This is a genomic window from Mucilaginibacter sp., from assembly GCF_039207105.1.
Classification (GTDB): Bacteria; Bacteroidota; Bacteroidia; order Sphingobacteriales; family Sphingobacteriaceae; genus Mucilaginibacter.
Genome location: NZ_JBCECK010000013.1, coordinates 44515 through 67932, shown reverse-complemented (window position 1 = coordinate 67932; position 23418 = coordinate 44515). Strand labels below are relative to the sequence as shown.

Below are 23418 nucleotides of genomic sequence, written 5' to 3'. Positions count from 1 at the left end.
AAACGATATTTGAATAGTAAGTAGCTACATGAATTTACTTGATCAATATAAAAAAGTCCGTCAACACACGGAGTACATCTGCAGCCCCCTGCAAACGGAAGACTATGTGGTGCAACCAGTGGTTGATGTTAGTCCGCCTAAATGGCATATCGGGCATACTACATGGTTTTTTGAAACTTTTATTCTGAAACCCTATTTTATGGGGTATGAAGAATATAACCCTAACTATAATTACGTATTTAACAGCTACTACGAAACGGTAGGCAATCGCGTTATCCGTACAGACAGGGGTAATTTGAGCCGACCCACCGTTAACGATATTTATCAGTACCGGGCATACGTGGATGAAGCAATGGAAAAATTTCTGAGCGTAGAACCTGCTGATGACGTACGGGAGTTGATTATACTGGGCTTTAACCATGAAGAACAACACCAGGAACTGTTGTTAACTGATATTAAATATATATTAGGGCATAATCCGCTTTTTCCTCCGTATTTAACAAGCTATGTATCGCCAAAAGCACCACATATCGACACAGGCTTCATTAGCATAGACGAGGGCATCTATGAAATAGGGTTTAATGGCGATGGCTTTTGTTTTGATAATGAACTTAACCGCCATAAGGTTTATTTAAATGCTTTTGAAATAAGCCCCAATCTGGTAACCAATGCCGAATACCTGGAGTTTATAAACAGCGGTGGCTATCATGACTTCAGGCATTGGCACGCCGAGGGCTGGGACTGGGTAAAGACCAATAACGTTGAGGCTCCGCTTTACTGGCATTTAATTGATGATGAATGGCAGAATTATACTTTTCATGGTCTGGAAAGCATTAATTTAAAAAATCCGGTATGCCACATCAGCTATTTTGAAGCCTATGCCTACGCTTCATGGAAAGGCCTTAGGCTACCTACGGAGTTTGAGTGGGAAGTTGCTGCAACCCAATTTAGCTGGGGCAAAAGCTGGGAGTGGACAGAAAGCTCGTACTTACCTTATCCGGGTTTTGCCAAGGCACCCGGTGCCATAGGCGAGTATAATGGCAAATTTATGGTAAATCAAAAAGTATTAAGAGGCGCGTCTGAAGCTACATCGCCGGGACATAGCCGCATTACATACCGCAATTTTTTTCAAACAAATTTACGCTGGCAATTTACTGGCATAAGACTTGCAAAGTAAATCACTTAAAAACGGAGATATGGACTCAACGTTAACCCAATCAGAATTGAACGAAGCATCAAAAATAAAAAACGATCAGTTTTATACCGATGTGATAACCGGCTTAAGTTCAAGCCCTAAGCGGTTAAACTCAAAATATTTTTATGATGCCGTTGGCGATAAGCTTTTCCAGGATTTGATGAATAATCCGGAATACTATCCAACCAATTGCGAATTGGAAATTTTTTCAAAAAAAACCGCCGAGATAACGGATGCTATTATCACGGATGGTAATGCCTTTGATCTGATTGAATTAGGTGCGGGCGATGCCATGAAATCAACCTATTTGCTTAAATATCTGCTTGCGCAAAAGGCTGAGTTTACTTACCTGCCCATCGATATATCTGATAATGTAATATCCTACCTTACCATAACGCTGCCTGTAACACTGCCAGGATTGAATATTACGGGCCTTAACGGCGAGTATTTCCATATGCTTGAAAAAGCGGCTGCTATTTCGCCCCGCCGTAAAGTGGTTTTGTTTTTAGGATCAAACATTGGCAATATGCCGGTGAACGATGCGCTGGAGTTTTGCCGGGAGCTGCGCAGACATTTATCTCCGGGCGATATGGTTTTGATAGGTATGGATCTTAAGAAAAACCCCAAAGTGGTGCTGGCAGCCTACAATGATAAAGAGGGTATTACCAAAAGGTTTAACCTTAACCTGCTTGAACGCATTAACCGTGAATTGAACGGAAATTTTGATGTGAGTAAGTTTGACCATTACCCTACGTATGATCCTGAAACAGGCGCTTGCAAAAGCTACCTCATCAGTACAGTTGATCAGCAGGTAACTATTGGCGATAAAGAAACCATCTCCTTTTTAAAAGACGAATACATTTACATGGAGATATCTCAAAAATTCACACCGCAACAGGCTGCTCAAATGGCCGAAAGCGCAGGCTTTAAGCAGGTTGATGAGTTTTTTGACAGCAAAAAATGGTTTACAGACGCCATTTGGGTGGCCTCGTAAATACCTGTAAACCTAAAGTAGTTTAGGATTTAACTCCGAATCAACAAAACCGCCAATGGGTTTACCCAGCAGCCACTTTTGATGATCGTTTTTTTGCCATTCATTTTTAGGTGGATTGATTCGCGCGCCATCGGCAACATAAATGATCGTCATTACTTCACGCATTTTGTCAGACAGGTTACCCGGCGCATTATGTATAGTAAAGCCCCGATGCCAGGTAGCATCGCCGGCCTTCATGGTTTTTGGCCTGCTAATAGCAAATTGTTTTTGCTTTACGTAGTCATCAAATAAGGTTTCCGATTCGTCGGAAATTTCATGATTAAATATCGCTCCGTTGGTGTATGACCCTGAAGCAAAAGTGAGCATACCCATATCTTCATCAATATCAACCAGTGGCATCCACATGGTTACGGTATTAAAAGTATCAATAGGCCAATAGTACTGATCCTGGTGCCAGGGAGTAGGGCCGCCACCGGGCTCTTTAAACAAGGCCTGGTCATGATACAACCTCACATTTTCAACCCCCATCAGGTCGGCAGCTATTTTTGCTAAGCGGCGGGCCATTACAAATTTTTTACTGTACTCATCTACCTGCCATAAATTCATGATCTGTAAAAAAGCCTTACCATAGGTATCTCTTTCTTCCAGCTTTCGCTTTTCGGTATTATAACGGTCTGTTGCCTGCACAATTACCGGGCGATAGGCCTCAATCTCCTCGGAGGAAAGAACACCTTGAACCAGTGTATGCCCCTTTTCAGCAAATTCATGCAGACTATTGGCCGATAATCCCTTAAAATCATTCAAATCAGGCAGATGTGTAACCGTAGTATTCATAATTTTTTTGGCTTATTTTTCAAAGGAAGCGTATCTTTATATAAAAAAAAATGAGATTAATGCCCCAATTATGGGGTATATTATCTTTTTTTTATTCATATTTACTGATTACGTTAAAATATGCAATGATCAAAGCCGCGTACGAAGTTCTCCAGCCTGCAAATAGCCAGTCGTTCCTGGTTAGGAAGTTTGACAAGCTTGCATTTGATGCCCCTTATCATTTTCACGAGGAGTACGAGCTCACCTGCGTCATAAAGGGTAGCGGCAAGCGTTACGTTGGCAGCCACATGGATGATTTTGTATCAGGCGATCTGGTATTGCTTGGCCCCAACCTGCCGCATTGCTGGAAACTGGAAGCAGGGGAGGTAATGCCTGCTGATGCTACAGCCATTGTTATTCAATTTAACGACGCTTTTTTAGGCGATGACTTTTTTAATAAGTTTGAATTACAACAAATTAAAAAACTTTTTCAGAAAAGTGGTTGCGGTATATCCTTCCATTCAGATACCCAGGCAGAGGCTCAAAAACTCCTGTTAAATCTTATTGATGAGAAAAGCAATTTCAGGATACTGATAACCCTGCTGGAAATATTACAGCTTTTAGCATCATCATCAGAGCATATCCTACTTGATCAGCACCGTGTAATTGCCGAGCGTACACTGGCCCAGCGCGAACGTATAAACCCGGTACTGGCCTATTTGGTTGAAAACTTCAGGAAACAGGTATCATTAGATGCCGCGGCAAGTATAGCCAACATGACCACCAACGCGTTTTGCAAATACTTTAAAAAAGTAACCCGCAAAACATTTATGGAAACCATTATTGAGTATCGCCTCAATTATGCTATACAACAGCTGGTACAAACCGATAAGCCCATATCAGAAATATCATTTGAGAGCGGCTTTGGCGATGTATCGCACTTTTACAAGATGTTTAAAACTAAAATGAAGCTGAGTCCGCTTAACTACCGCAAACGGTTTATGCGCAGCCTTATTGATGATGATAAGAAACTATCAGCCTAAATTTATACGCTGATAATACCGCGCTTTATGGCGTATATCACTAAACCCACCAAATTTTTTGAATTGGTTTTTTCAAACAAACGGGCACGGTAACCCTCTACAGTACGTACGCTCAAAAATATTTTATCGGCAATTTCCTGATTTGAGCATTCCTGGCAAACCAGTTTCAGCACCTCTATTTCACGTTCATTTAAATCGGCTTTATTGTTAGGCTGTTCGGCATGGTCATTAACCACCAACTGTTTAATGAGTGTTATAGACAGGTGTTCGTTAAAATAAAAGCCTTTATGATAAACTGTTGATATAGCCTCAATAATTTCTTCCGGCTCGGCATTTTTAAGTAGATAGCCCGAGGCTCCGGCCTTCATCATATCTACAATATACTTATCCTCATTAAACATGGAGAGGGCGAGTATTTTAATATGCTTGTAATGCTGATGTACATAAGTAGCGGTTTGAATGCCATCCATCTCGGGCATTTTAATATCCATTAATAAAACATCCGGCGATTTATCCGTTAATAAACCAACCAGCTCCTTACCATTGGAGGCCTCCAATATCAGATCAAGCTCCTCACAATCTTCTAAGGTTGCTTTTAAACCATTCCTGAAAATTTTATGATCATCTATGATGCCTAACTTTATAGTACCCATCGCATTGCATTACAAAATAGTGGGCTAAATATAGCTTAAAGATGCTAACTATGCTATTTTTAATTTGATAGATGTGATTGTGCCCGCCGAAGGCTTGCTTTGAATGTCAATTTCTCCGTTGATCAATTGCACGCGGCTCTCCAGGTTTTTGATGCCGAAACCATGCTTTACCTCGTTTATATTAAAGCCTACGCCATCGTCTTTAAACTCGATGAGTACATTGTCCCCGCTTTTTATTACCGAAAGTTTAATGGTAGTAGCTTGAGAGTGCTTGATGGCATTACCAAAAAGCTCCTGAGCTATGCGGTAAAGCGCCAATTCAACATCGTGCGAAAAACGCTGATCGGGTAGGTTTTTATAAAAGTTTACTCTGATATTGGTAACCTGTTGCACTTTATTACACAGGGCCTCCAGGGCTGCCAGCAGACCATAATCGGTAAGCACGGGGGGTAAAACATTATGGATGATGTTGCGGATCTCCTGTATACACTCGTCAATAAGCTTTCGGGTATCAACCAGAAGCGGTTGCGAGCTTTCGCTGACGGCATTTTTATGCAGCCGGTGCATATTGAGTTTAATGGCCGATAGCACCTGGCCTACGCTATCATGCAAATCTTCGGCAAGGCGTTTGCGTTCGCTTTCCTGGGTTTCAAAAACAGCGCTCATCAAATCGCCTTGCCGCTGATCATGCAGCGTGCGTAATTCTATCTGATTCTTTATCATTTTACGCTGATAAATGATCACAAAGAAAAACAAACAAGTAATTAATACTACAACTACCAGCGTACCTATAATCAATACTGGTATCAGGTTGCTTTCTGTGGTTTGCAAAGTAATCCTACTGAAAATAATAGATTGGCAATTATGTTAGTTATGCTATTAATGATGTAATAGTTAGGCCTGTCAGCTACTGGTATTTGTGTAAATATCATAAAAAGAAAAATATTTACGGAAGAATAAATAAGAACACCTGCATTTATCCAGAAGAAACTTTGTTTCTCTATATCAACATATTTTAATGGATTTAATAACTGATAAAAATATGCTAATGATAACACAATGAGCATTATACTTAATGCTGTATTTGAAACAGATGGATATTCAAATATATTACTATTGTAACATAGCATAATTATAAAAACTATAAATGCAAATACTGCAGATGCTCTTTTAAGCGCTCTTTTTAAAAACAAATGATAATACAGTAAACCATAAAAAAATAAAGATACCAATATATTAAGGTGAAGCAGTGGCATATTATTTATCGCTCCCAATTGCGATGATAACCACATAACAGGATCAAAAGTCGAAGCTAAAAGAAAAAAAAAAGCAGCTATTTTTAATACTTTGTCAAGATGCTTATAATTATATAATGCTGCTATAACCGGACCGAATCCTGAAACTGTAGAAACAATATCTAAAGTAAGGCCTACTGACATTCTTTTTATAATAATTATTTTGTTAAAACATTTTTAGGACATCCTTCAGAACCTGGACATGGGTGAGATTGATCACCAACAATACTTAGCATCAATTTATGATTGGGTGCTACTGCTTTAAGAGCGGCAGAGGCGTCTTTAATATTAGTTTTTGGCGCTGGTTCCGGTAATATATCCTCACCGGTTTCAATTACACCTGTTATTATGAAACGCTGCTGCCCCTCTGCATGAGCCAAAGTTTTGATAAAGAAGTTGCCTATGGATACTAAAAACTTTTGCCAGCTGCTTAACTTGTGACTATTGGCATAGTAAATACGAATACCCATACAACCTTCCTGCTGCAATATCCGGTTTAGTATCGCTTGTCCAAAAAACTGAGATACCGTGTCATTTTTAGGATGGCGATGCCTGTGGTTAGCTGTCCAACTGGCTGCTTGCTCCAAATCAATAGGGCCACCTTCGTTACCGGTTATTAATCTTTTAGTTGTCTGAGTTTCTGTTGTTGTTTCCATGATTTTAATTAATAAGGGTTTTTGAAATTAAATCAGATAAAACTAACATTATTTAATAGTTATTTCAACAAATACAGCACGCCACACAACTTCCTAACCCTTACAATTAAACAGATAACACTCTCATAAACAGATAATAATGTATTTAATGAAAATTTAACCAAACTAATATTACGTAATTTTACGTATGAAAAACTGTAATATTACGCGGGCTTATCCTTGCCTTAAAAAATTAATATTAAGCACCCAATCAGCAATATATCTGCATTATTAACTCAATATAAACAAATCATTACAGATATTTTATAAATATAATATAGCGATATTGAATTTATTATTTAAGTTTATGATAAACTATTAACTGACCTCATAAATGCCAAGGGTGCCGCAATAATGCAGCACCCTTTTTTAAAACAACCGTAGGATATACGAAAATTCATATACTATAAAAATCATGACCAATATGGCATGAAACAGCCTATTATTTACCCTCATGGCTACCATACACAGTACAAAGTGGCTTACATTACGAATAGGATATTCAATGCCATAATGATGCACATAGGCCTCACCCTTGATCAGGGTATCAATAATATCAAGTAGGTAACTAAAACCTAATATGCCAAATATCCATTTACGGCGCGAGTAAAAGTAATCCTCATAATCTTTATAATCTTTCAGATCATCCGGATATAACAGCGCGCAAACGCTATAGTACACCACAATGTAAATGATCACAAACAAATATTCGGCAAATACCCAATGCTTAATATCGTGCAGGTTATATTCCCACCACCAAAAATGAAGCAATAAAATAAACAGGTAAAACGACCACAGAGAGTGTATCCAATAAGGCTTACTGCGCCCCGGATGTTGAATTTGTTTGGCTGCGCCCCTGAGCAGGTGCGTAACACTAAGGCCCAGTATAATACCGATGGCCGATTTGATGTGGCTAAAAATATCCATAGATAAGTGTTATGGAGGTTTATGAAACTAAAAATAGAAATTTTCAGTCAGCAATTCATCCCCAAAACACTTATTGTCAGGCTACTAAAATATAGCTTCGGCAATGCGGCGTGTTGGCCCCGCGTTGCTCATGGTATAAAAATGCAGTACGGGCACACCAAATTTCACCAGTTCTTTACATTGATTGATCATCCATTCAATGCCTAAGTCTTTCACTTCTTTTTCAGATTTGCAGGCATTTATAACATCGCATAAATCTTCGGGCATATCTATATTAAATGTTTTAGCCAGGCTAATAAGCTGTTTAGATGAGGTGATGGGTTTTAAACCTGGTATAATAGGTACATTGATACCATTTGCCCGGCAGTTGTTCACAAAATCGAAATACTTCTGGTTGTCGAAAAACATCTGGGTGACTATAAAGTTGGCACCCATGTCAACCTTTTGTTTCAAATATTTAAAGTCTGATTTAAGGTTTGGCGCCTCAAAATGCTTTTCGGGGTAACCGGCCACACCAATACAGAAGTGTGTTTTGGCTATGTTATCATAATCTTCATGCAGATAAACACCATTATTCATATTCACTACCTGCTGCAACAGATCGGTAGCGTAGCAGTGCCCGTTGGGCGTAGGTACAAATGACGAATCGCTGCTGCGGGCATCTCCGCGTAATACCAGTACATTTTCAATACCTAAAAACTCCAGTTCAATAAGAGCATTCTCCGTTTCGTCGCGGGTAAAGCCACCGCACAGCAAATGCGGAACGGTATCAACCTTATACTTGTTCATGATAGCCGCGCAAATAGCAATTGTACCCGGGCGCTTGCGATAGCTCAGCTTCTCGAGCAAACCGTTGGCATGCTGCTTATAAATATAATCTTCACGCAGCGATGTTACATCAATAAACGGAGGCTTAAACTCCATTAAGGGATCAATGGCATTATAAATACCCTGTATGCTTTGCCCCTTTAATGGCGGAATAAGCTCAAAAGAAAAAAGTGTTTTGCCGTTGGCGTTAGCTATGTGTTCGGTAATTTTCATGGTTTAGTATCAAGTATTTAGTATCAGGTATCAAGACTTTAGGCATTGACACTTTTTTGAAGGCGTTCAACATTTTCTGAATTTCAGTAATTAATGAACACGTCTTATCAAGTTTTTCCTGACTTATATAATCAAATTCTTTGGCAATAATGAGTTGTGTTTCTAATTCGAAGGAAGAGCCCAATGCAATACTCAAAAAATGATGCAACTCTTTATTAGATCTTCTTCCGCATCCTTCCGCAATATTAGAGGGTATTGAAATAGCCGAACGTATCATTTGAGAAATTAATCCATACTTTTCTTCAGATGGCAATGTTTTACATAATTGAAATATGATTTTCGATATTTCAATCCCTGCTTTCCATACTTTCAGCTCTTTAAAATTATGCATGCTATCTTGATACCTGATACTGGCTACTTGATACTATCTTAATAATTTATATTCGGGCCAAGCCAGCGTTCAACTTCCTCAAGCGGGATATTTTTTCTCACTGCGTAATCTTCAACCTGATCTTTACTTATTCTACCCAAGCCAAAATAGCGAGCTTGAGGGTGTGCAAAGTAAAAACCACTTACAGATGCAGCCGGCGTCATGGCCAGACTTTCGGTGAGGTGCATGTGGGCATTATCCTCTGCCTTTAACAAGTCAAACAGCGTTGTTTTTTCGGTATGGTCAGGACAGGCCGGATAACCCGGTGCCGGACGAATACCCTGATAGTCTTCCTTGATTAGTGCTTCGGCTGTTAAGTGTTCGCCTTTTGCATATCCCCAATGCTCTTTACGTACCAGTTCATGCATTTTTTCAGCAAAGGCTTCAGCAAGGCGGTCGGCAAGGGCCTTAGCCATGATGCTGTTATAATCATCGTGATCGCGTTCAAATTCGGCTACCAGCTCATCACAGCCAATGCCGGTAGTTACCGCAAATCCGCCAAAATAATCCGGCACACCGCTTTCTTTTGGTGCGATAAAATCGGCCAGGGCATAATATGGCTCACCCTTAACCTTTTCGGCTTGCTGGCGCAGGGTATGTATGCGGGTAAGCAAATGGGTACGACTTTCGTCGGTGTATAATTCAATATCATCACCAACGCTGTTGGCTGGCCAAAAACCTATCACACCACTGGCTTTTAACAGCTTTTGGTCAACTATTCTTTTCAGCAAGGCCTGGGCATCATCAAATAGTTTTTTGGCTTCATCGCCCACAAATTTATCTGCAAATATTTTCGGGTAACTGCCGCGCAATTCCCAGGTATGGAAAAACGGTGTCCAATCAATATAAGGCACCAACTCTTCCAGCGGGTAGCCTTCAAATACTTTAGTTCCGGTAAAGGCCGGTTTGGGAGCTACATCACCATCCAAACTGATCTGAAATTTCGATTTGCGTGCTTCATCAATATTTACAAAACGTTTGTCTGATTTTTTATTCATATGCGCCTCGCGGGCTTTGGCATATTCATCTTTAATACCCTCAATGTAGCCATCGCGATTATCCTTGCTCATCAGGCTGCTGCAAACGGTAACACTACGTGAGGCATCCAGTACGTGAATTGCCGCGCCCGAATAATTAGGCGCTACTTTTACGGCAGCGTGTATACGCGACGTAGTGGCCCCGCCAATAATAAGCGGAATAGTAAACCCTTCACGTTCCATCTCTTTGGCAAAATGCACCATCTCGTCAAGCGATGGGGTAATGAGGCCGCTAAGGCCAATAATATCTACATTTTGTTTCTTAGCTTCTTCAATGATCTTCTGCGCAGGTACCATCACACCCAAATCAATCACCTCAAAGTTATTACAGGCTAAAACCACGCCTACTATATTTTTACCAATATCGTGCACATCGCCTTTTACAGTGGCCATTAATACCTTACCGGCATTGGCACGCTGATCTGCACCTCCATTATTCTTTTTCTCTTCCTCAATAAAAGGTAAGAGATAAGCCACAGCTTTTTTCATCACCCGAGCCGATTTTACTACCTGCGGTAAAAACATCTTTCCGGCTCCAAAAAGGTCGCCAACGATATTCATACCGTCCATCAACGGGCCTTCTATTACTTCAAGCGGTTTGCTGTAAGCCAGACGTGCTTCTTCCACATCATCATCAAGGTATTCGATGATACCTTTCACTAAGGCGTGTGAAAGCCTTTCCTGTACAGTTCCCTTACGCCATTCCTCATCCCTTACAACCTCTTTACCTTTACTTTTAATGGTATCGGCATATTCAACCAGGCGCTCGGTAGCGTCATCACGGCGGTTAAGCAGTACGTCCTCTACCAGTTCAAGCAGGTTTTTATCAATCTGCTCGTAAACTTCCAGCATACCGGCATTCACAATACCCATATCCATACCCGCTCCAATTGCATGGTACAGAAATGCGGAGTGCATAGCCTCACGAACCACATTATTACCCCTAAAGGAGAATGATATATTACTTACACCACCGCTTACCTTAGCATGTGGCAGGTTTTGCTTTATCCAGCGGGTAGCTTCAATAAAATCGACAGCGTAGTTGTTATGCTCCTCTAAACCGGTTGCTACGGTTAATATGTTGGGGTCGAAAATAATATCCTGCGCCGGGAAACCTACCTCATTTACCAGGATATCATAAGAGCGTTTACAGATCTCGATACGACGCTGCAATGAATCGGCCTGACCGGTTTCGTCAAAAGCCATTACTACAGCAGCGGCGCCATAGCTCAATATTTTACGGGCTTGTTCCTTAAATTTATCTTCACCTTCTTTTAGTGAGATGGAATTAACAATACCCTTGCCCTGTATACACTTTAATCCCGCCTCAATAACCGACCATTTAGATGAATCGATCATGATGGGCAGCTTGGCAATATCGGGTTCGGATGCTACCAGATTCAGGAATTTAACCATCACCGCTTCCGAATCAATCATTCCTTCATCCATGTTGATATCAATCACCTGGGCACCACCTTCTACCTGTTGCAGGGCAACGGCCAGGGCCGCTTCATAATCTTCGGCCAGTATCAACTTAGAGAATTTTGGCGAACCGGTAATATTGGTACGTTCACCCACATTCACGAAAATACTTTCGGGCTTAATGGTAACCGCTTCCAGTCCGCTCAAGCGCAGATCAGGCTCAACCTCAGGAATTAATCTTGGTGGATGTTGAGCTGCCTTATCTGCAATACATTTAATATGATCTGGCGTGGTACCACAACAACCACCCACGATGTTAACCAGGCCTGCTTTTATAAAATCATCAACCTGGTGCGCGGTTTCATGCGCGGTTTCATCATACTGGCCAAACTCGTTAGGCAAGCCCGCGTTTGGATAGGCTGATATAAAAACATTAGCTTTCTCAGACAGCTCGGCAAGGTGGGGGCGCATTTCCTTTGCACCTAAAGCACAGTTTAAACCTACCGAAAGCAGGTTGGCATGGCGTACAGAATTCCAGAAAGCCTCTACCGTTTGGCCAGACAAGGTGCGGCCAGAAGCATCGGTAATAGTACCTGATATCATAACAGGTAAATGCTTGCCTGATTCATTGGCATAACGATCAATCGCGAATAAGGCTGCTTTCGCGTTCAGGGTATCAAATATGGTTTCAACCAGCAACAGATCGCTTCCGCCATCAACCAAACCGCGAACCTGATCATAATAAGCTTCGGCCAAATCATCAAAGGTTACGGCACGGAACCCTGGATCGTTCACATCGGGCGACAAAGAAGCCGTACGATTTGTAGGACCAACCGCACCTGCAACAAACCTTGGCTTTGCAGGATCTTTTTGGGTGTATTCATCGGCCACTTCCCGGGCCAGGCGCGCGCCTTCGTAGCTAAGCTCATAAGCCAGCTCTTCCAGCTTATAATCGGCCAGTGAAATTACCTGTGTACTAAAAGTATTGGTTTCAATAATATCAGCACCGGCATCCAGGTATTCAGCATGAATAGCTTTGATCACGTCAGGACGTGTTATATTCAGCAAATCGTTATTGCCTTGCAAATCGGTGCCATGATCTTTAAAACGCTCTCCACGAAAATCTTTTTCAGATAACTGGTAGCGCTGTATCATGGTGCCCATTGCACCATCAATAACCAATATACGTTTCTGTAGTTCTTTTCTAATATCCATGTTAGTATCAAGTAATTAGTATCAAGTATCGAGTACAGAAATCAGTCTTCAATTTCAGTAGCATCAAATAAAAAAGACTAAAAAAATCTTGATACCTGATACTAATTACTTGATACTAAAAAATACAGCTTATCTCGAAAAGTCGGGTGTTATGTTGACTTTCGCTTATCTGTCCCAAAGCTTTGCAGCTGTTGAGTAGAATGTAGCACCTTGTGAAGTACAGGTTGCTAAGACATCGCAGGGTCTAATCCCTCCGCCTTTCTCTATAAGCATTGCAAAGTTGCACAATAAAGCTTTAATATGCAATAGCATCCGACGTTTCAAAAGTGTATGCTATGTAAATTTTGTAAACAAAAAAAGCCGCCCGTTGCGGGGCAGCTTTAATAATAATTTTTTGTTTGTTATTATCTTCTTCTGCCAAATAAACGCAGTATCATCAGGAAAAGGTTGATGAAATCAAGGTAAAGCGTTAAGCCACCCATCAGCGCCATTTTTGAGGCCGATGCATCACCGTATTCCAGACCGGCACCAATACGTTTTAGTTTTTGAACATCATAAGCGGTTAAGCCTACAAATACTGCCACACCAACATAGCTGATGATATAATCTAAGCCACTGCTGTGCATAAACATATTAACTACTGAAGCTACAATAACACCAATAAGCCCCATCATAAGAATTGGACCATATTTAGTTAAATCGGTATTAGTAACATAACCCGCAACCGCCATTATACCAAACACAACCGATGTAGTGATAAACACACCCAATACCGAGCCTGCGGTGAAAACCAGGAGTACATAGCTTAAACTAATACCCATTATGGCCGAAAATGCAATAAACAAAAGAGCTAACACCCCGTATGACAAACGGTTAAATCCAAAAGAGATCAATAACACGAATGCAAGTGGTGCAAACATGACCGCGGTACCTAAGCCTGTATTACGACCTGTGGCCGGATCAATAAGCATATATAGCAAAGCTGTATTATGAGCAAATAAAAATGCGCAAACTGCAGAAAGCCCCAAAGCAACAAACATCCATAAAAACACATTGGCTATGAATTTACGTGAAGCGTCGCCTTCATTTAATTGTACTACGTTTTTATAAACGTATTCAGGATCTTTAATTTCCATGTTGTATTAAAAATTTAACACTCAAATTTACAAATAAATTGTGAATATAATGTGAAGGTTTTTGTGGGACTGTGAGACTATGGGACCTGGAGACTTTAGGACAACGGAAGGTAAGATGAAGGACATAAGACTATGGGTTCACCATCCCAAAGTCCCTTCGTCCTAAAGTCTCAAAGTCCATTCATCCTATAGTCTCCCAAAATCCTTATTCTCTTTTCAAATTCCCCTGCAATTCAGGATTTTGCGCCGGCAGGTTGGTTACAGATTGTTCAACCTCTGTTTGCTTGATATGTACCGCATAATCTGCCGGTTCAATATGGCTGCCGCTGGCTTCGGCATAAACCTGTGTGTATTCTGCACCAATGTACAATATGGCCGATGTATAATAGATCCACACTAAAATTACAATGATAGATCCCGCTGCACCATAGGCCGAGCCCTGAGCGGTGTATTGGATGTATAAACTTATCAGATACTGCCCCAACATAAATAACAGCGCGGTAAAAAAAGCTCCGGTACGCACATCCCGCCATTTGATCTTCACATCGGGCAAAAATTTAAATATGATGCCAAACAACACGGTAATCACCACCAGGGTGATGCCCAAGTTCACTGCCTTTAATAACAAGCCTGTTACCGCCGGTAAAAAGTGTTCGATTCGTTTACCCAATGCGTCAACAATAAAGTTTACTAACAGAGATGCCAGTAATAAAAAGCCCAGGCTTATGATCAACGAGAACGATACAAATCTGTTTTTCAATAATTTAACCCAACCACGTTTAGGTTTGGCCTTAACCCGCCATATGATATTGAGCGAATCCTGTATTTCAATAAAAATACTGCTGGCACCCACCAACAGCGTTACCACACCAATAATAACCGCCATGCCCGATTTGCCCGAGAGCTGTAAATGCTTTAACATTTCCTGTATTTGCTCGGCGGCGGCTTTACCCACATAACCTTGTATTTGCGGATAAAGCTGATTGGTAGCGGCATCCTGCCCTAAAAACAAACCAGCCAGCGATATCACAATGATAAGCAGCGGTGCCAATGAAAAAACGGTATAATAGGCTAATGAAGCGCTCAGCTTTAAGCCGTTATCATTTGAAAAGCCTGAAAATGTAGCTATCAATATTTTCCACAGCTGCTTAAGGTATTCCTTGCTATATATTTTCATGCCTGATATGTTATTAGTCGTCATTGCTAAACATTAGCAATTTTAATGCCTTTACAACCCAGAGTGATAAATTAAAGAGCCTGAAAGGGAATGTCAAGTAATTCATATCCAGCCCATCCATTAAAATCATAATGCCACCACTCGGTTTTCAGCACCGTGAACCCGTGTGCTTGCATTATAGTTTTAAGTAACTCGCGATTATTTAATTGCGTTGGCGAAACAACAGGATAGTTTGCCGCTGCCTTTCTGCTAAAACTATCAAAACCGGTAGGCATATCCAGTTCTTTACCTGTTTTAAGATCAATAAGGCTTAAATCAATGGCGCAGCCCCTGTTATGCTTGGAACCTTTACGCGGGTTGGCGACAAAGTTAGTATCGCTGGCCATTTCATAAAACTTAACGGTAACCGAGTAGGGGCGATACGCGTCATAAATTTTAAGACCAAGACCACGCGTTTGCAGGTCGGCCTCTACCTGTTGCAAGGCTTTCACTACCGGCAAACGGACAAATGCACGGGCTTGCTGATACATGCGCCTATGCATAAAATTATTAGTGGTAGCATACCTGATATCAAGAACTATTTGAGGGATATAGCGCTTAATTTCTACCAGTTGTTTATCAGGGTTGACCTTTACCTGTCTTTTATAACGGTCAGTTCCGCTGATTTTTGTACTATCAATATATTTATAGCGCTGTGCCTGCGAGCTAAACCCCGCGATCGTCAACAACATAACTACCAGGCAGCGGCGCATCATGCTGCTAACGGTGCGATACGATAAGTAGATCCAGGTCTTTACAAGGGATGGAAAACCGCTCGCCGATGTGTTTATTGGTCAGATGACCATGATAAATATATACCGCGTTGCGCACGCCCGATTTTTGCCATATCACATTTTTAATGCCGCCCTGATCACCAATATCAAGCAATATGGGTGCAAATATATTAGTGAGGGCATATGTAGCAGTGCGGGCCACACGTGAGGCGATATTGGGTACGCAATAATGAATTACGTCATATTTACGAAACACAGGGTGAGTATGGTTGGTTACTTCCGACGTTTCAAAACAACCGCCCTGGTCAATACTCACATCAATAATTACCGAATCACGCTTCATCCTACTCACGGTTGATTCTGATATGATAGCGGGGCTGCGGCCATCTTCTGCACGTATGGCACCAATGGCAACATCACACGTGGTAATGGCTTTTTCAAGCACTATAGGCTGTACCACTGATGTAAACACGCGGCTGCCTATATTATTTTGCAGGCGGCGTAATTTATAAATAGATGAATCGAAAACCTTTACTTCGGCACCTAATGCAATGGCGGTACGGGCAGCATATTCGCCCACAGTACCGGCACCCAATATCACAATTTCTGTAGGGGGGACACCTGTAATACCACCCAGCATTAAACCCTTGCCATCAAATACATTACTTAAATATTCGGCAGCTATAAGCACAGAAGTTGCTCCAACTATTTCGCTCATAGCCCTAACCACGCTCAGGGTATTTCCCTCATCACGTAAATGTTCAAAGCTAAGGGCGGTTATTTTTTTTGCCATCAGGGCGTGGAGGCATTCTGCTTTAAGAGTGGCCAATTGCAGGGCCGACAATAATATTTGTCCGGCTTTCATCATCTCAATTTCCTGCAGCATTGGCGGCGCTATTTTGATAATGATATCTGCCTCGTAAACAGATTTGGTATCATAAACTATTCGGGCACCCTGATCGCTGTAATCTTTATCAGAAAAATTAGCGGCCTGGCCGGCATTACTTTCTAAAATAACATCATGGCCGTTGTTAACCAGTAAAGCCACTGACAATGGAGTTAACGGGATCCTGTTTTCCTGGAAGGTTGTTTCTTTAGGAATACCAATATATAATTTATCTTTTTTGCTTTTAACCTCCAGCATCGACTCCTGGGGTTGCATCAATGCCTGTTTCGCAATGTCTGAAAACCCACTGTATATCCCTGAACTCATGTTGTTTTATTTTGTGGCTGATGAAGATAATAAAAAAGGGGCTATCATTAAACTAAATATTTTCAACGTCGATCTGCCGTGAGCCATCCGCCAAAGCAGCTATACTAACCCGGGTATAATTCAGGGGCAGCAGATCAGGAATTTTTTCGGGCCACTCAATAAAGCACCACGCACCGGCATAAAAATATTCTTCATAACCCATATCCAGGGCTTCTGTTTGGTTTTTAAGCCGGTAAAAATCAAAGTGATATATTTTGTCGTTTACCATCTGATATTCATTTACAATGGCAAACGTAGGACTTGTAACCGTATCGCTCGTGCCCAAAGCACTGCACAAACTTTTAATAAGTGTGGTTTTACCGGCGCCCATATCGCCGTAAAAAAGAAATATCCGGTTATTACTCGCATGCGCGATAATGGCTTCGGCAGCAGCAGGCAATTCTGCTAGTGATTGTATGGTTATTAACACTTCTATTTATTGATCGTTATACGTTTTATGTTATTGAGCATCACCCAACCCTCTCCAAAGGAGAGGACTTCAGAAGTATCCCTCTTTGGAGGAGATTTAGAGGGGGCTTCATCTCACAACAACATCTATGTACCAAAAATAATCAAATATTTTCAACCAGCGCTTTCAGGAACACCTCCGGAATCTCCACATGCGGAATATGACCGCAATTATCAAATTCAATTAACTTACAACCGGGGATCTTTTTTGCGGTTTCGGGGCCTAATATTTTGTATTGCCCATGTTTGGCTTTTTCCTCATTGCTCAGCAGGCCTTTGCCTACTATAGTTTTATCCTCTTTGCCAACAAACAATACGGTAGGCACTTTGATCAGGCCAAACTCATAACATACCGGCTGTTCATATATCATTTCAAAAGTAAGGGCAGCCACCTTTGCATACCGCGGGAAATCGGCGCTTTTACTTACACCCGCAGCTATTTTAACCAGGTAATCATATTCAGGCTTCCAGGATGTAAAATAGGAGTTTTGATAATATTTTTTCACAGATTCAAAACTGGTTTTCAACTCGGCTTTATAATCGTCTTCGGCACTTTGGTAGGGTACAAAGGTGCGGTAATCTTCCAGGCCAATGGGATCTTCCAGCAGCAACTTTTCAACTGTTTGCGGATACATCAGTGTAAAGCGTGTGGCCAGCATACCACCCATCGAGTGTCCCAAAACAATTACCTTTTGCAGGCCTAAACTATCCAGCAAGTTTTTGTTGAAACGGGCCAACTGATGAAAGCTGTAATGTATAAACGGCTTCGACGATTTACCAAAACCAACCTGATCGGGCACTATAACCCGGTAGCCTTTGGTCGTGAGGGTTTGTATGACGTTAGTCCAGTAATAACCTCCAAAGTTTTTACCATGAAACAGTATCACAGCCTTACCATTGGCATTAACCGGTTTAACATCCATGTACGTCATACGGATATCCTGCCCCTCCACTTTAATGGGTATAAAGTTTACCGGATAGGGATATTTCACATTTTCAAGAGTGATGGATAGTGTATCTGACTGTGCGTAAACAGTAACAGATAGAATGAGGGTAGTAAGTAATAAAAGTATTTTCCGGTGCATAGCATTAATACAGCATTGAGCGCGTAAATGTTTATTTGTAGCAAAAAAATGACCTGATGTAAACTGCAAGTGTTAGCAAGAAGTAAAAAGCTCAGGATTGTGCGATTCCCTCCTAAGAATAACAGCCTATTAAAAGACATAACCTTTGATCTGCCTGGCATATAAGTGACTCACCCGGTCTACGCTACGCTGGACCACCCTCTCTTCGCCTACGGCGTAAAGAGGCTAAGAAAAAGGATAAAATAAAATTCCCTCACCCTCTTTCCAGCGAAGCTGAAGAGAGGGTCGACAAGCGTAGCGATGTCGGGGTGAGTCAATCCCATCCCGGGGGAGGGAATTAAAAAATCCTTCCAAATACCCATATAAAAAAAGTCCTGCTTTTTAGGGCAGGACTTTCATGTTCATCAATAGGTATGGAAATTATCTTATGATTTTTTATTGGTGTTGAAGCCAAACGGAACCACCACCTTAAAGCTGATATTACGGCCCATATTAAAAATACCTGGGCGTATGCCATCTGGTACATTCGGGTTATCAAAATATTTAAGCCTGCTCATGTTTGACTGGTAATTAACGTTGGCCAGGTTGGTGCCCTCAACAAACAGTTTCAAAACCGGCTGACCGGCCTTGTTCACAATGTTGCCGCCGAAACCAGCACTCAGCAGGTTATAACCAGGTGTGGCGGTCTCTGTACCATAAGCGGCAAAGAAACGGTTTTGCGCGCTGTAGTGGTCAAACCCGGCAAATACATAAATGCTTTTAATATTGCCAATGCTACCTTTAAAGTTACCACGAAGCTCAGAGTGGGTATGCAGCGGTGGTATAAATGGCAGGTATTTTAAGCTGTCGGCTACCTTTCCGCCATTTCCTTTGTTTTCGCCATAGGTTAAGCTTAATGAGTTTTCAAAGTGCAGCCAAGATATAGGATGCAGGTCAACATTTACCTCGCCGCCATATATTTTGGCTTTGCTTTGCACATAGGTAAAGGTGGTATAGCCCTGCGTATAAACAGGTGTTCCATCGGCTCCTAAAACCTGTTGCTGATAAATGTAGTTGGAGATATCATTATTAAACAATTCAACACTTGCCGAAATATTAGGCAGCGTTAAAAAAGCACCGATATCTTCCTGCAAGCTAAACTCCGATTTAAAGTTTTTATCTCCTATGTGATAGATCTGCGAACCCGGATCGGGGCCATTAGCGGATATCTCGGCAATACTCGGTGCCCTGAAACCACGCGCAATGTTACCTTTAAACAGGAATGCATCGGATACATTGTAGGTTGCACCCAGGCTGCCCGAAAAACCCGAGAATGTTTTGCTGAATGCATCAAACTGCGAAACAACGTTTGGAGCAGTAGCAGGGTTGCTGCCTGTATACAAACCAGGGAAACCTTTAGGCCCCCCAATAGTATCAACATAAGCCGCATTGTTTTTAAACGAGCGTACATCAAAACGCGCCCCGGCAGAAAGATCTAACTTTCCGTAGCTCTTTTTCACTACAAAGAAAGGGCCTATATCAAACTGGTGGTAAGCCGGTATCGGGAAGTCGGTAGCATCGCCAATTGTATTGTTTTGGTACTGGCCGTTTACACCAAAAGTGGTTTCATAACCCTTACCCATGTTAAAGTTGTATTTAACATCATAGGTATAAGTGCTCAGGTGCAGGTTTAAGCCGGCGATATCTCCATCCTCGGGGTGCGTATACTCTCGCCTGTGGCTAAATTGGTAGCCTAAATTCACTAACAGGTTTCCGTTGCCTAAAATAAAGTTACTGTTGTTATAGATGCGGTAAAGCTGTACGTGCTGGTGCAGGGTAGGGATTTTGTATGAATTTAATTCAGACTCCGGAACAATTGGGCGAAAGGCATCATCCTCAGTTATCTGTTTGGTGAATTTACGGGTAAGCGAATCGCGGCTGCCGTCAGGAATATCCTGCTCATCGTCAAAAACCGAAGCGTTAAAATAAGAGTAACCCCATGATTTATTTACACCTACCATTACGCGTGCATCTTTTTCCTGGTACCCGGTAGCGTAAACGCGGCCATCATGCTGGTTCTGGTAGTCTTTAGCTTCCTTTGCAGATATCACAGTTCCCCAAACCAATCCGTTCTGGTTGCCCTGCAATTTGAACGATCCGTTGAGCAAACCCTGGTTAGTACCATAAATACCTTGTACCGAACCTAAAATTTTACCTTCCGGAACCGGAGCTGCGGTGATCAGGTTAACCACACCGCCGATAGCATCAGATCCGTAAGTTAAACTTGCCGGGCCCTTGATGATCTCGATACGGTCAATGGAGTTTTGATCAACCTCAATGCCGTGCTCGTCACCCCATTGCTGGCCTTCCTGGCGTATACCATCCTGCAGGGTGATAACACGGTTATAGCCCAAACCATGTATAAATGGCTTAGATACGTTTGGCCCGGTGGTAACGGCGCTTACACCAGGCAGGTTAGCTACCTGATCAATAATATTACCCGATGCTGCACGCTGGTCTAAATAAGTTTTGCCCACGGCAACCATAGGTACCGGGCTGCGTTTTATTTCTGTTGCCTTGCTTACACCGGTAATGATTACCTCACCGGCCTCCAATGATGAGGCTTGTAGTTGTACGTTAAGTACAGACGTTTTTGAAAAGTCAACCCGTTGATTATAGGTAGCATAACCTAAATAGCTTACCTGCACCAGGTAAACCCCTTTTGATACACTCCGGAAGTTATATTTTCCGTCAACTCCGGTAATGGAGCCCATTTTTAAATCGGGGATGTTCACGGTTGCACCGATAATCGGTTTGCCATCAGCTTTATCGGTAATAGTACCTGAAAGACTTCCCGCCGCTTCTTCGGCCGGGTTAGTTTTAACAGTAACAATAGGGGTATTAGCAGCCAATGCCGGCAAACCTAAAAACAGGATAAATAAGCTACTAATTAGCTTCAATTTCATAATAAAATAAATTTTGGATCAATAAAAACACCACATCAGCTGTGGCTCATTGTGAAGAAAAAAATGATATTATGACAATCCCGGAGGTGCCCTGCCCGCGGCAAGTATAAGCCCTATGCTTACAAAGTTGTATTGGCAGGCTTTAAAAAAGTGCAACACCGCAACTTGTGGACTAAATTGAAAAGAATCGTTAATGATTGCGGCCTGATGATGCATCACATCGCACATATTACAGGTTTCCTTAACGGTTTGCAGCGGCAGATGATGATTACCCGTAGTATAGGCCGATTTAGTTATAGGTTTACTAAAAAGGTGCTGGTGAGTATAAACCATATACTGCCCGGCTACAAAGCAAATAAGCAATAGCCATGCGTGTATGATATATAATTTGTTTCGTTTCACCTTTAAATACCCTGTTTTGCAAAGGTGAGGCAAAAATAGTTAATAAAATGTTAAATCTAATGCAACATTGTAACATTTATGATAGTAATGCCCCTATAATAGTGTAAGCTTTAAATAAGTTGCTTTGCGTTTTTAATTCTAATTCGTCTGTAATAAATCAAATATCAGCACCAATCCATGTTATTGCCACGCATATGCAATCAACTATTCTATATCTTTGCCAACATATGACACCTGCCGAAATTAATTCAAAGTGGAATACCTTACAGCTACTTATTGCCGAGGATTTTGATAACGAAAAACCCGATTTGAAAGTAATGCTGTTTTTAATTGGCGTGCAGGAACTTGGGCAGGGGCCGCGTAAATTCAGCAAACGCCAAAAAGAAGAGTTGATGCATATTGCCACCTGCCGCCTGTTCAGTATGCTTGGCTTTTATGAGCTGGAAGGACAAGATCAGGATGGCTGGCCGCACTGGAAACGGGTAGGAGTTATCCCGAATTACACGCTGCTTGAACAAGAAATGGTCTTAAAATCGCTCATTATCAATTATTTTGAAGAACAGGGTGTAATATAATTTTGATATATTAAGCCTGTTATCGATATATGAAAAAGCTCTTTACCCTTGTATTGCTGCTGTTAAGCATCTCGGCATTTGCCGGGCCACCTAAAAATCAATATGTACGTATTAAAACCGCCTATGGCGATTGCATTATACGGCTATACAACCAAACGCCTTTGCATCGTGACAACTTTATAAAACTGGCAAAAAAGGGATTTTATAATGGCACTTTGTTTCACAGGGTGATACAAAACTTTATGATACAAGGCGGTGATCCCGACTCCAAAACAGCCATAGCCGGCCAGGAACTGGGTGACGGGGATGTGGGTTATACCGTACCTGCCGAATTTAGGGACAGCCTGTTTCATAAGCGCGGCGTACTGGCTGCTGCCCGTGACGACAACCCTAAAAAAGCATCAAGCGGGTGCCAGTTTTATATTACCGAGGGCAAACGATTTACTGATGGCAAGTTAGACACGCTGGAAAATACCCGTTTAAAAGGCCGCAAGATACCAACCTGGCAACGGGAATGGTATAAATCAGTCGGTGGTGTACCTCACCTTGATCAAAATTACACGGTTTACGGCGAGGTGGTTTCGGGTATTGATATGGTTGATCGTATTGCCGCTGTAAAAAAGGATGAATGCGATAGGCCATTAGCCAATGTGCCTATGACAGTCGAGGTGCTCAGCAAAAAGGAATGTACTCAGCTTGATAAAATATTGAGCTCCCCAGCCCCCTAAAGGGGGAGCGATCGCGATTTCGACTTTATCTTAAAAACATAAAAGCGACTTAAATCGCCCTACAGTAAAACACAAAATTCAAAATAACTTATTTTCACAAGTCTAAATCCGAAATCG

The 23418-nt window shown here is 41.6% G+C and carries 22 protein-coding genes and 1 riboswitch; of the genes, 5 read left to right on the top strand and 17 right to left on the bottom strand.

Annotated elements, in window-relative coordinates; all coding sequences use genetic code 11:
• The first annotated feature begins 28 nt into the window (after positions 1–28).
• Both egtB and AAGC65_RS04765 read left to right on the top strand, forming a co-directional pair.
• Positions 29–1177, top strand: coding sequence for an ergothioneine biosynthesis protein EgtB (egtB, locus tag AAGC65_RS04770; protein ID WP_343111272.1), 1149 nt, complete (start codon positions 29–31; stop codon positions 1175–1177).
• Positions 1178–1196: 19 nt separating this feature from the next.
• Positions 1197–2189 (top strand): L-histidine N(alpha)-methyltransferase, encoded by a 993-nt coding sequence (locus AAGC65_RS04765; protein WP_343111271.1) that lies wholly within the window; start codon positions 1197–1199, stop codon positions 2187–2189.
• Positions 2190–2201: 12 nt separating this feature from the next.
• Here the strand turns inward: AAGC65_RS04765 and AAGC65_RS04760 are convergent, their stop codons facing one another.
• Entirely contained in the window at positions 2202–3023 is an 822-nt protein-coding gene (locus AAGC65_RS04760; protein WP_343111270.1) for a phytanoyl-CoA dioxygenase family protein, read from the bottom strand.
• Between the two features lie 125 nt (positions 3024–3148).
• On the opposite strand from AAGC65_RS04760, the gene AAGC65_RS04755 reads away from it, so the two are divergent.
• A complete protein-coding gene (locus tag AAGC65_RS04755; RefSeq protein WP_343111269.1) occupies positions 3149–4045 on the top strand; it encodes an AraC family transcriptional regulator in 897 nt (298 codons plus the stop codon).
• Positions 4046–4047: 2 nt separating this feature from the next.
• Here the strand turns inward: AAGC65_RS04755 and AAGC65_RS04750 are convergent, their stop codons facing one another.
• The 16 genes from AAGC65_RS04750 to AAGC65_RS04675 form a co-directional block, all read right to left on the bottom strand.
• Positions 4048–4698, bottom strand: coding sequence for a response regulator transcription factor (locus AAGC65_RS04750; RefSeq protein WP_343111268.1), 651 nt, complete (start codon positions 4696–4698; stop codon positions 4048–4050).
• 48 nt (positions 4699–4746) lie between these two features.
• Entirely contained in the window at positions 4747–5529 is a 783-nt protein-coding gene (locus AAGC65_RS04745; protein ID WP_343111267.1) for a sensor histidine kinase, read from the bottom strand.
• Complete coding sequence (locus AAGC65_RS04740; protein WP_343111266.1) at positions 5505–6137, bottom strand: hypothetical protein; 633 nt, start codon at positions 6135–6137, stop codon at positions 5505–5507. Before AAGC65_RS04740 ends, AAGC65_RS04745 begins: the two co-directional genes overlap by 25 nt.
• Before the next feature lie 14 nt (positions 6138–6151).
• On the bottom strand, positions 6152–6649 hold the full coding sequence (locus AAGC65_RS04735) for a hypothetical protein (RefSeq protein ID WP_343111265.1): 498 nt from the start codon (positions 6647–6649) through the stop codon (positions 6152–6154).
• A gap of 408 nt (positions 6650–7057) precedes the next feature.
• The gene (locus AAGC65_RS04730) at positions 7058–7615 is read right to left on the bottom strand and encodes a hypothetical protein (protein WP_343111264.1); all 558 of its coding nucleotides are present in this window, start codon (positions 7613–7615) and stop codon (positions 7058–7060) included.
• A gap of 84 nt (positions 7616–7699) precedes the next feature.
• Positions 7700–8656, bottom strand: a complete 957-nt coding sequence (gene metF, locus AAGC65_RS04725; RefSeq protein WP_343111263.1) for a methylenetetrahydrofolate reductase [NAD(P)H] — start codon at positions 8654–8656, stop codon at positions 7700–7702.
• The gene (locus AAGC65_RS04720; protein ID WP_343111262.1) at positions 8631–9047 is read right to left on the bottom strand and encodes a four helix bundle protein; all 417 of its coding nucleotides are present in this window, start codon (positions 9045–9047) and stop codon (positions 8631–8633) included. Before AAGC65_RS04720 ends, metF begins: the two co-directional genes overlap by 26 nt.
• Positions 9048–9085: 38 nt before the next feature.
• Positions 9086–12760: a methionine synthase gene (metH, locus tag AAGC65_RS04715; protein WP_343111261.1), complete on the bottom strand. Its 3675-nt coding sequence runs from the start codon at positions 12758–12760 to the stop codon at positions 9086–9088.
• Between the two features lie 162 nt (positions 12761–12922).
• Positions 12923–13032, bottom strand: a riboswitch (SAM riboswitch).
• 132 nt (positions 13033–13164) lie between these two features.
• Positions 13165–13896, bottom strand: a complete 732-nt coding sequence (locus AAGC65_RS04710) for a Bax inhibitor-1/YccA family protein (RefSeq protein ID WP_343111260.1) — start codon at positions 13894–13896, stop codon at positions 13165–13167.
• A 205-nt stretch (positions 13897–14101) separates the two neighbouring features.
• Positions 14102–15073 carry a YihY/virulence factor BrkB family protein gene (locus AAGC65_RS04705; protein WP_343111259.1) on the bottom strand — a complete coding sequence of 324 codons (972 nt, stop codon included), beginning with the start codon at positions 15071–15073 and terminating at the stop codon, positions 14102–14104.
• 71 nt (positions 15074–15144) lie between these two features.
• Positions 15145–15828 carry a M15 family metallopeptidase gene (locus tag AAGC65_RS04700; RefSeq protein ID WP_343111258.1) on the bottom strand — a complete coding sequence of 228 codons (684 nt, stop codon included), beginning with the start codon at positions 15826–15828 and terminating at the stop codon, positions 15145–15147.
• Between the two features lie 4 nt (positions 15829–15832).
• Positions 15833–17059 carry an alanine dehydrogenase gene (locus AAGC65_RS04695; RefSeq protein WP_343111257.1) on the bottom strand — a complete coding sequence of 409 codons (1227 nt, stop codon included), beginning with the start codon at positions 17057–17059 and terminating at the stop codon, positions 15833–15835.
• Between the two features lie 52 nt (positions 17060–17111).
• Positions 17112–17528 (bottom strand): tRNA (adenosine(37)-N6)-threonylcarbamoyltransferase complex ATPase subunit type 1 TsaE, encoded by a 417-nt coding sequence (gene tsaE / locus AAGC65_RS04690; RefSeq protein WP_343111256.1) that lies wholly within the window; start codon positions 17526–17528, stop codon positions 17112–17114.
• 142 nt (positions 17529–17670) lie between these two features.
• Positions 17671–18651 carry an alpha/beta hydrolase gene (locus tag AAGC65_RS04685; protein WP_343111255.1) on the bottom strand — a complete coding sequence of 327 codons (981 nt, stop codon included), beginning with the start codon at positions 18649–18651 and terminating at the stop codon, positions 17671–17673.
• A 425-nt stretch (positions 18652–19076) separates the two neighbouring features.
• Positions 19077–21596, bottom strand: coding sequence for a TonB-dependent receptor (locus AAGC65_RS04680; protein WP_343111254.1), 2520 nt, complete (start codon positions 21594–21596; stop codon positions 19077–19079).
• 69 nt (positions 21597–21665) lie between these two features.
• Entirely contained in the window at positions 21666–21998 is a 333-nt protein-coding gene (locus AAGC65_RS04675; protein ID WP_343111253.1) for a hypothetical protein, read from the bottom strand.
• A 227-nt stretch (positions 21999–22225) separates the two neighbouring features.
• Here AAGC65_RS04675 and AAGC65_RS04670 point away from each other — a divergent pair, with 227 nt between their 5' ends.
• Positions 22226–22573: a hypothetical protein gene (locus tag AAGC65_RS04670; protein ID WP_343111252.1), complete on the top strand. Its 348-nt coding sequence runs from the start codon at positions 22226–22228 to the stop codon at positions 22571–22573.
• 29 nt (positions 22574–22602) lie between these two features.
• Entirely contained in the window at positions 22603–23301 is a 699-nt protein-coding gene (locus AAGC65_RS04665; RefSeq protein WP_343111251.1) for a peptidylprolyl isomerase, read from the top strand.
• The last annotated feature ends 117 nt before the right edge of the window (positions 23302–23418 follow it).

Excerpts from the sequence above, each read along its gene's own strand:
- metF (WP_343111263.1), bottom strand. The coding sequence starts at position 8,656 with ATGAAAATTACCGAACACATAGCTAACGCCAACGGCAAAACACTTTTT.
- AAGC65_RS04755 (WP_343111269.1), top strand. The coding sequence starts at position 3,149 with ATGATCAAAGCCGCGTACGAAGTTCTCCAGCCTGCAAATAGCCAGTCG.
- AAGC65_RS04740 (WP_343111266.1), bottom strand. The coding sequence starts at position 6,137 with ATGTCAGTAGGCCTTACTTTAGATATTGTTTCTACAGTTTCAGGATTC.
- AAGC65_RS04680 (WP_343111254.1), bottom strand. The coding sequence starts at position 21,596 with ATGAAATTGAAGCTAATTAGTAGCTTATTTATCCTGTTTTTAGGTTTG.
- AAGC65_RS04735 (WP_343111265.1), bottom strand. The coding sequence starts at position 6,649 with ATGGAAACAACAACAGAAACTCAGACAACTAAAAGATTAATAACCGGT.
- AAGC65_RS04665 (WP_343111251.1), top strand. The coding sequence starts at position 22,603 with ATGAAAAAGCTCTTTACCCTTGTATTGCTGCTGTTAAGCATCTCGGCA.
- AAGC65_RS04730 (WP_343111264.1), bottom strand. The coding sequence starts at position 7,615 with ATGGATATTTTTAGCCACATCAAATCGGCCATCGGTATTATACTGGGC.
- AAGC65_RS04670 (WP_343111252.1), top strand. The coding sequence starts at position 22,226 with ATGACACCTGCCGAAATTAATTCAAAGTGGAATACCTTACAGCTACTT.
- AAGC65_RS04710 (WP_343111260.1), bottom strand. The coding sequence starts at position 13,896 with ATGGAAATTAAAGATCCTGAATACGTTTATAAAAACGTAGTACAATTA.
- egtB (WP_343111272.1), top strand. The coding sequence starts at position 29 with ATGAATTTACTTGATCAATATAAAAAAGTCCGTCAACACACGGAGTAC.
- metH (WP_343111261.1), bottom strand. The coding sequence starts at position 12,760 with ATGGATATTAGAAAAGAACTACAGAAACGTATATTGGTTATTGATGGT.
- AAGC65_RS04695 (WP_343111257.1), bottom strand. The coding sequence starts at position 17,059 with ATGAGTTCAGGGATATACAGTGGGTTTTCAGACATTGCGAAACAGGCA.
- AAGC65_RS04765 (WP_343111271.1), top strand. The coding sequence starts at position 1,197 with ATGGACTCAACGTTAACCCAATCAGAATTGAACGAAGCATCAAAAATA.
- AAGC65_RS04720 (WP_343111262.1), bottom strand. The coding sequence starts at position 9,047 with ATGCATAATTTTAAAGAGCTGAAAGTATGGAAAGCAGGGATTGAAATA.
- AAGC65_RS04685 (WP_343111255.1), bottom strand. The coding sequence starts at position 18,651 with ATGCACCGGAAAATACTTTTATTACTTACTACCCTCATTCTATCTGTT.
- AAGC65_RS04750 (WP_343111268.1), bottom strand. The coding sequence starts at position 4,698 with ATGGGTACTATAAAGTTAGGCATCATAGATGATCATAAAATTTTCAGG.
- AAGC65_RS04760 (WP_343111270.1), bottom strand. The coding sequence starts at position 3,023 with ATGAATACTACGGTTACACATCTGCCTGATTTGAATGATTTTAAGGGA.
- AAGC65_RS04700 (WP_343111258.1), bottom strand. The coding sequence starts at position 15,828 with ATGATGCGCCGCTGCCTGGTAGTTATGTTGTTGACGATCGCGGGGTTT.
- AAGC65_RS04705 (WP_343111259.1), bottom strand. The coding sequence starts at position 15,073 with ATGAAAATATATAGCAAGGAATACCTTAAGCAGCTGTGGAAAATATTG.